This is a genomic window from uncultured Mailhella sp. (assembly GCF_947631555.1).
Lineage (GTDB): Bacteria > Desulfobacterota > Desulfovibrionia > Desulfovibrionales > Desulfovibrionaceae > Mailhella.
The window spans coordinates 1-5,741 of sequence record NZ_CANRLT010000108.1 but is presented as its reverse complement, the minus strand read 5'-3'; the positions used below and the strand labels follow the sequence as shown (position 1 = coordinate 5,741).

The 5,741-nt window shown below is 62.1% G+C and carries 7 protein-coding genes; 4 read left to right on the top strand and 3 right to left on the bottom strand.

Annotation, left to right across the window (positions count from 1 at the left end; translation table 11 throughout):
* Positions 1-913 (top strand): helix-hairpin-helix domain-containing protein (locus Q0Z94_RS10830; protein WP_298069610.1); only part of this gene is annotated, 913 nt, incomplete at its 5' end.
* A 427-nt stretch (positions 914-1,340) separates the two neighbouring features.
* Here the strand turns inward: Q0Z94_RS10830 and Q0Z94_RS10825 are convergent.
* Positions 1,341-2,024 carry a DUF3298 and DUF4163 domain-containing protein gene (locus Q0Z94_RS10825; RefSeq protein ID WP_298069608.1) on the bottom strand — a complete coding sequence of 228 codons (684 nt, stop codon included), beginning with the start codon at positions 2,022-2,024 and terminating at the stop codon, positions 1,341-1,343.
* 30 nt (positions 2,025-2,054) lie between these two features.
* Entirely contained in the window at positions 2,055-2,651 is a 597-nt protein-coding gene (locus Q0Z94_RS10820; protein ID WP_298069606.1) for a DNA-3-methyladenine glycosylase I, read from the bottom strand.
* Positions 2,652-2,799: 148 nt separating this feature from the next.
* Between Q0Z94_RS10820 and Q0Z94_RS10815 the strand changes: the two genes are divergently transcribed.
* From Q0Z94_RS10815 to Q0Z94_RS10805, 3 genes are all read left to right on the top strand, one after another.
* Positions 2,800-3,075, top strand: coding sequence for a metal-sensing transcriptional repressor (locus tag Q0Z94_RS10815; protein ID WP_298069604.1), 276 nt, complete (start codon positions 2,800-2,802; stop codon positions 3,073-3,075).
* A gap of 144 nt (positions 3,076-3,219) precedes the next feature.
* Positions 3,220-3,441 carry a cation transporter gene (locus Q0Z94_RS10810; RefSeq protein ID WP_298069602.1) on the top strand — a complete coding sequence of 74 codons (222 nt, stop codon included), beginning with the start codon at positions 3,220-3,222 and terminating at the stop codon, positions 3,439-3,441.
* A 7-nt stretch (positions 3,442-3,448) separates the two neighbouring features.
* A complete protein-coding gene (locus Q0Z94_RS10805; RefSeq protein WP_298069600.1) occupies positions 3,449-5,332 on the top strand; it encodes a heavy metal translocating P-type ATPase in 1,884 nt (627 codons plus the stop codon).
* A gap of 118 nt (positions 5,333-5,450) precedes the next feature.
* Here the strand turns inward: Q0Z94_RS10805 and Q0Z94_RS10800 are convergent.
* Positions 5,451-5,741 (bottom strand): glycoside hydrolase family 3 N-terminal domain-containing protein (locus Q0Z94_RS10800; RefSeq protein WP_298069598.1); only part of this gene is annotated, 291 nt, incomplete at its 5' end.

Genomic DNA, 5,741 nt, shown 5'->3' with positions numbered 1-5,741 from the left:
TGACGCGCCCGCCCCGCTCTTCCCCGCAGAAGGGGAAGATGACAGCCGCGCCGCACTGGAGTCCGTACTTGGCGAACTGCGCGGCGGCCCCGTACGTATCTGCCCGCCCCGCAGCGACGACGACCGCCGCCTCCTGGAGATGGCCCGCAGCAATGCGCGGGAATCCGCTCGCAGCCGCTCCGGCGATCCGCTCTCCGGCAGACTGGCCGAAGCCTTCCGCTGGCCTTCTCCCGTCTCCCGCATCGAATGCGTGGACGTATCCCACACTGGCGGCGAAGCCACCAAGGTGGGCGCTGTCATCTACGAGGACGGGCGTCCCCGCCGTGAAGACTACCGAGTGTGGAACATTGAAGGCGCAGGCGGCGACGACTACGCCGCGCTGACCCTATGGGCGCGGAAAAGGCTGGAACACGACGGCCCGTGGCCTGATCTGCTGCTCATCGACGGCGGCCGCGGCCAGCTTGCCTCCGTGGACAAGGTGCTGCGCGAAAATCTGGCAGCGGAAAGCGGCGAAGGCCTGCCCTTCCTGCTGGCGGGCATCGCCAAGGCACGGGACGAACACGGGCACGCCGATCGCCGGGCGGGCAACGTCTCGGATCGCATCTTCGTCCCCGGCCGCAGCAACCCGCTGCCCCTGCGCCCTGGCTCCCCGGAACTGCTCTTTCTTCAGGCCGTGCGCGACGCTGCGCACGACTTCTCCATCGGGCGTCACCGCCAGGCCCGTGCGAAACAGGCCTTCAGCGGAGAATTGCAGAATCTGCCGGGCATCGGACCGAACACGGCGCGGCTGCTGTGGGAACACTTCGACTCCGTGGCCGCGATGAAAGCCGCCTCTCTGGAACAGCTCAAAACTCTCCCCGGCATCGGATCCAAAAAAGCCGAAGTGCTACGGCGCTCCCTCCAGGAACTTTAAAGGCGGGGGGCTGGTCTGTGCGGCACTGTGTACTTGCGCCGGCAGCGAGCGGGGGAAGAGCGCGCGGCGACTGCGCCGCTGATAGCGAGCTTGCCGTGCGCAATCGGGCTTTGCCCGCTCAAGCATCTTTGCGGTAAGCGAGCGGGGAAGATCAAAGCGCTGAACAGCGCCGAACTTCCAGTTCGGCGAAAGGCGTCCTCTAGCCACGTCCTCAACCGCCGGAGGCGCGAGCGTCAGCGAGCAGATAGCGAAGGCGGCGTGTTTGTCCGGACATAGCCTGCAAACATGGTCACGCTGCCGGAGCGGGGAAGGTTTCGCCGCTCCAAACGCGCTACCGCGCGTGCCTCCGGCGGTTAAAGGAAAGGGAAAGGCCCCCTAACCACCGCCGGAGCTTACGGCTGGCCCTTCCCCAGGGCACGACCCGCTCTTACGGCTTCCAGAACTGTTCTTTCGGATGCGCCGCTGCCAGTTCCTGTAAGGAAACATGCACCTGCACAACGCCTTCGCTCCACGGTGCCACCTGATACGGGTCGAAGCAGAGCATGACGCCCTGCGCGTCGGGAATAAGGTTCAGAAAATTGCCCTCGCCCGCGGTCGTCCCCGGCTCCACCATGTCCTGCGGCAGGCCGCGGGCCAGAAGCTCACGCCGTGACACGCTGCTGAAGATCTCCTCCGCGGCATCCGGCAGTGCAAAAAGAGCCTCCGGTGCTACAAGCTCTCCTGTCTTCGCGTCATAGATTCGAGTCCGCAGGCCCAGAGACCCGTGCGCGCCCCCAAGATATTCATGCACTGACCATTGCACCGTTACCGTGCCCGGCGTCCTGAACACGGCGTTTTCTATGGAAAGCGCATAGGGAACAGGATCGAGTCCATCCTCGGCCAGTTCCTCATCAAATTCGCGGATACGCTCCTTGAACCCGGCTATCGCTTCTTTCACGAAGCTCTCCGCCTGGGCATCGGCAGGAGCAAGACCTGTACTTTCCCAGGAAATTTCGATGCTTCCGTCATGCGGGAGCTTTTCGCTGTAGGTGGACACGGCGGCGTCTGCCGGAACACTGGAAAAACACGGAAGGGCCAGGCAAAGGGCCAGCAGAAGCGGAACATATTTCATAACAACCTCCTGATTCTCCTCATCATTCGATCATCCGATAAAAACATGCCTGGACGCCAGACCCATGACTTCCTTGAAGCGCGGGCAGCTGCGCTCATGGTCGTTAACGAGACCGCAGGCCTGAAGGAAGGAATACACCGTCACGCTTCCAAGGAAGCGGAAGCCTCTCTCCCGCAGGCTGGCGCTCACCCTGTCGGAAAGCTCATTGCGGGGCGGGATGCCGTGCTCGTGCTCCGTATAGATGAGCATACCCCCCTCCGTAAAGTTCCAGAGCCAGGCGGCGAACGAACCGTGTTCCCGCTGTATGGCAAGAAAGGCGCGGGCGTTGTGTACAACGGCTTCAATCTTGCGCCGGGAACGGATCATGCCGGGCGTGGAAAGCGCCGCCTCGATGTCTGCTTCGGCAAAGTCGGCAAGCGCTTCCGGGCGGAATCCGGCAAGACAGATGCGGAAGATTTCCCGCTTTTTCAGCATGAGCAGCCAGTTCAGACCGCACTGCAAGACTTCCAGGGAAAGATGTTCAAAGAGCAGGCGGTCATCGTGTACCGGTACGCCCCATTCCCTGTCGTGATATTCGCCAAGCAGCGCATCTTTCCGGCACCATGCGCAGCGCCTGTCCTTTTCCATGAGTTTTCCTCCTAGAACCCATCATGCCGCTCCCGGGTGAAGATGTAAATACCTCAGACTTCCTGAGTGCCGGTGAAAAAATATTTGTCTTTCCCGCCCACCGCGGGTAAGCTCGCTCATCAGGATACTGGAAACAAGGGAGGGAAGTATGCACCAATGTATGGATGCGGACAGTCTTCATAAAAGACTGAGAAAGATACTGGGGCAGATCAAGGCCATCGACGCCATGATCGATGAGGACGTACCCTGCGAAGACATACTCATACAGATCAGCGCCGCCAGCGGCGCACTGCACCGCGTGGGGCAAAAGCTCCTGGAAGGGCATCTTCAGCACTGTGTGCGCGAAGGCATAGAACACGGCGACGCTGAGGCCACCATCGCCAAATTTGCCAAAGCCATAGACCGTTTTTCCCGTATCGGTTAATTTTTTCTCCGGCACACTTGACAGTCCCGTCCTGTCGCTATACATATACCCCTATGGGTATATGTGAACGTTTCCTGCTGTGACCTTGCCCCTGGCCGCAGCGCAAGAAACAGGGGACTTGAACCCCTGACAGGAGAGAAAGTCATGAAGAAAAGCTACATTCTCGAAAAGCTGTGCTGCCCCAACTGTGCCGCCAAGATTGAAAGAGCCATCTCGGCACTGGACGGCGTCCGTTCCTGCTCCCTGGCCTTCTTCACCAAACGCCTCACTCTGGACATCGAAGACGAAAAGCTCGCCAGCGTTGTGGAAGCCGTAAAGGCTGTCGTTCACCGCATTGAGATGGACGTGGTACTCGTCGAGAAGTGAGGCGAACATGGCATTCTGGAATCAATGGCCGGACTCCATGAAGAGACGGGGGCGCGTGGTGCTTCTCAGCGCGCTTCTCTACCTCCTTGGTCTGCTCGTGCTCTGGCTCGCTCCCGCGTTTCGCCCTGCCGCCCTTGTCCCCTTCCTGCTCGCCTATGCCGCCGTTGGCCGCGGCCCCTTCCGGCAGGCCTGGAACGGCATACGCTCCGGCGAATTTCTCGATGAGAACTTCCTCATGGTCATCGCCTCAGGCGGCGCGTTCTTTCTGGGCGAATGGCCCGAAGCCGTGGCCGTCATGCTGTTCTATCAGGTAGGCGAACTTTTTGAAGATCACGCTGTGGACAAATCCCGCAGCACCATCGCGGCTCTCATGGACATCCGCCCTGACACGGCCTGGGTGCTGCGCAGCGGTGAAGAAAGGAGCGTCTCCCCCGATGAGGTGTCCGTGGGCGAACTCATCCGCGTGAAGCCCGGCGAGCGCGTCCCGCTGGACGGCATCCTGCGCCGCGGCGCAACCTCCGTGGATACCCGTGCGCTCACGGGTGAACCCCTTCCCGCCGAGCTTGCTGAGGGCGACGCCGTGATCAGCGGCTGCGTGAACCTCACCGGTACCATCGATATGGAGGTCACGAAGGCCTTCGGCGAATCCACGGCCACGCGCATACTTTCCCTTGTGGAAGAAGCCTCGGGCCGCAAGTCCCGTGTGGAGCACTTCATCACCCGCTTTGCCCGCTGGTACACTCCCGCCGTGGTGGGCAGCGCCGTGCTCCTCGCCGTCATTCCGCCCCTCTTTCTGGGGAACTGGTCCACATGGCTTTACCGCGCTCTTTCCTTCCTGGTCTGCTCCTGCCCCTGCGCCCTCGTGCTCTCCGTGCCCCTGAGTTTCTTCGGCGGTCTCGGCGGAGCCGGCAAACTGGGCATACTCGTCAAGGGCGGAAACTACCTTGAAGCACTGTCCCGCACCGAGATTCTGGCTCTGGACAAGACCGGGACGCTGACCAGGGGCAGTTTTGCCGTGTCCTGCGTCGAACCTGCCGAAGGCGTAAGCCGGGAAGAACTTCTCGAACTTGCCGCCTGCGCGGAACGCGATTCCAGCCATCCCATAGCCCGATCCCTGCGTGAAGCCTGGGGCAAGCCCATTGATCCCGCCCGTATCGGAACGGTGGAAGAATTTTCCGGCTACGGTGTGCGCGCAACTGTCGATGGCCGCACCATCCACGCCGGCAGCCTCGCGCTCATGGAACGGCTGAAGGTCTCCTGCCCGCCCGCCGGGGCAAACGGCACGGCCGTGTATGTGGAAGAAGGCGGCGTCTGCCTTGGCTCTATCCTCGTGGAGGACGAAATCAAGCCCCGCGCCCGCGAAGCGCTCACCCGTCTCCGCTCTCTGGGCGTAAAAAGCGTCGCCATGCTCACGGGCGACCGTCGCGCTGCCGCCGAGGCCGTGGCCGAACGCCTGGGCATCGACGACGTGCACTCCCAGCTTCTGCCCACGGACAAAATGGACGCGGTGGAAAAGCTGATGTCCCGCCGAAGCGCTCAGGGCACACTGGCCTATGTGGGCGACGGGATGAATGACGCCCCCGTGCTGGCGCGTGCGGACGTGGGCATTGCCATGGGCGCCATGGGTTCTGATGCTGCCATCGAAGCCGCCGACGTCGTCATCATGAACGACGACCTGGAGAGCATTGCAGACGCCATCCTCATCGCCCGGCGCACCATGCGCATCGTGCGCCAGAACATCGCCTTCATCCTCGCGGTCAAACTCGGTGTCCTCATGCTCGTGGCTGTGGGACTGGCCAATATGTGGGCCGCGGTGTTCGCCGACGTGGGCGTTTCCGTCCTGTCCATCCTCAACGCCATGCGGGCGCTCAACGTCAAAGACATGCGCTGAAGACTGTCCGCACTTTCCAGATACCCAAAGGGGCATGGGGTTCACAAACTCATGTCCCTTTGTCGCACTCGAAAAAGCGCAGCCGTCGCCGCACCTGGGACTTGCCTTTCCCCGAGCGTCAGTGCGCGGCCGCTCCGCCCAGGCTCGCCTTCAGTGCTTCAATACGCCGCCAGGAGCGTTCCAGCCTCCACGCAGGGATGACGCCTCGGTGGACAAGTCCGATGAGAGCGCGGAACACCCGTTCGTGCAGCGCGGGATCGTAGTGCAGGTTGTTCCCGAAGAGCAGGATGTCGTTGCCCGCGGCCACGGCCAGACGCACGATTTCTTCCAGAGAGCGCCCCTGTGTCACGGCTCCCATCTGAAGATCATCGCTGATCACAACGCCCTGCCAGCCAAGACGCCCCCGCAG

What these genes read in the sequence shown, in the direction of transcription:
- Q0Z94_RS10820 (WP_298069606.1), bottom strand. Translation starts at nt 2,651, where the DNA reads ATGGAAAAGGACAGGCGCTGCGCATGGTGCCGGAAAGATGCGCTGCTT.
- Q0Z94_RS10805 (WP_298069600.1), top strand. Translation starts at nt 3,449, where the DNA reads ATGGCATTCTGGAATCAATGGCCGGACTCCATGAAGAGACGGGGGCGC.
- Q0Z94_RS10825 (WP_298069608.1), bottom strand. Translation starts at nt 2,024, where the DNA reads ATGAAATATGTTCCGCTTCTGCTGGCCCTTTGCCTGGCCCTTCCGTGT.
- Q0Z94_RS10810 (WP_298069602.1), top strand. Translation starts at nt 3,220, where the DNA reads ATGAAGAAAAGCTACATTCTCGAAAAGCTGTGCTGCCCCAACTGTGCC.
- Q0Z94_RS10815 (WP_298069604.1), top strand. Translation starts at nt 2,800, where the DNA reads ATGCACCAATGTATGGATGCGGACAGTCTTCATAAAAGACTGAGAAAG.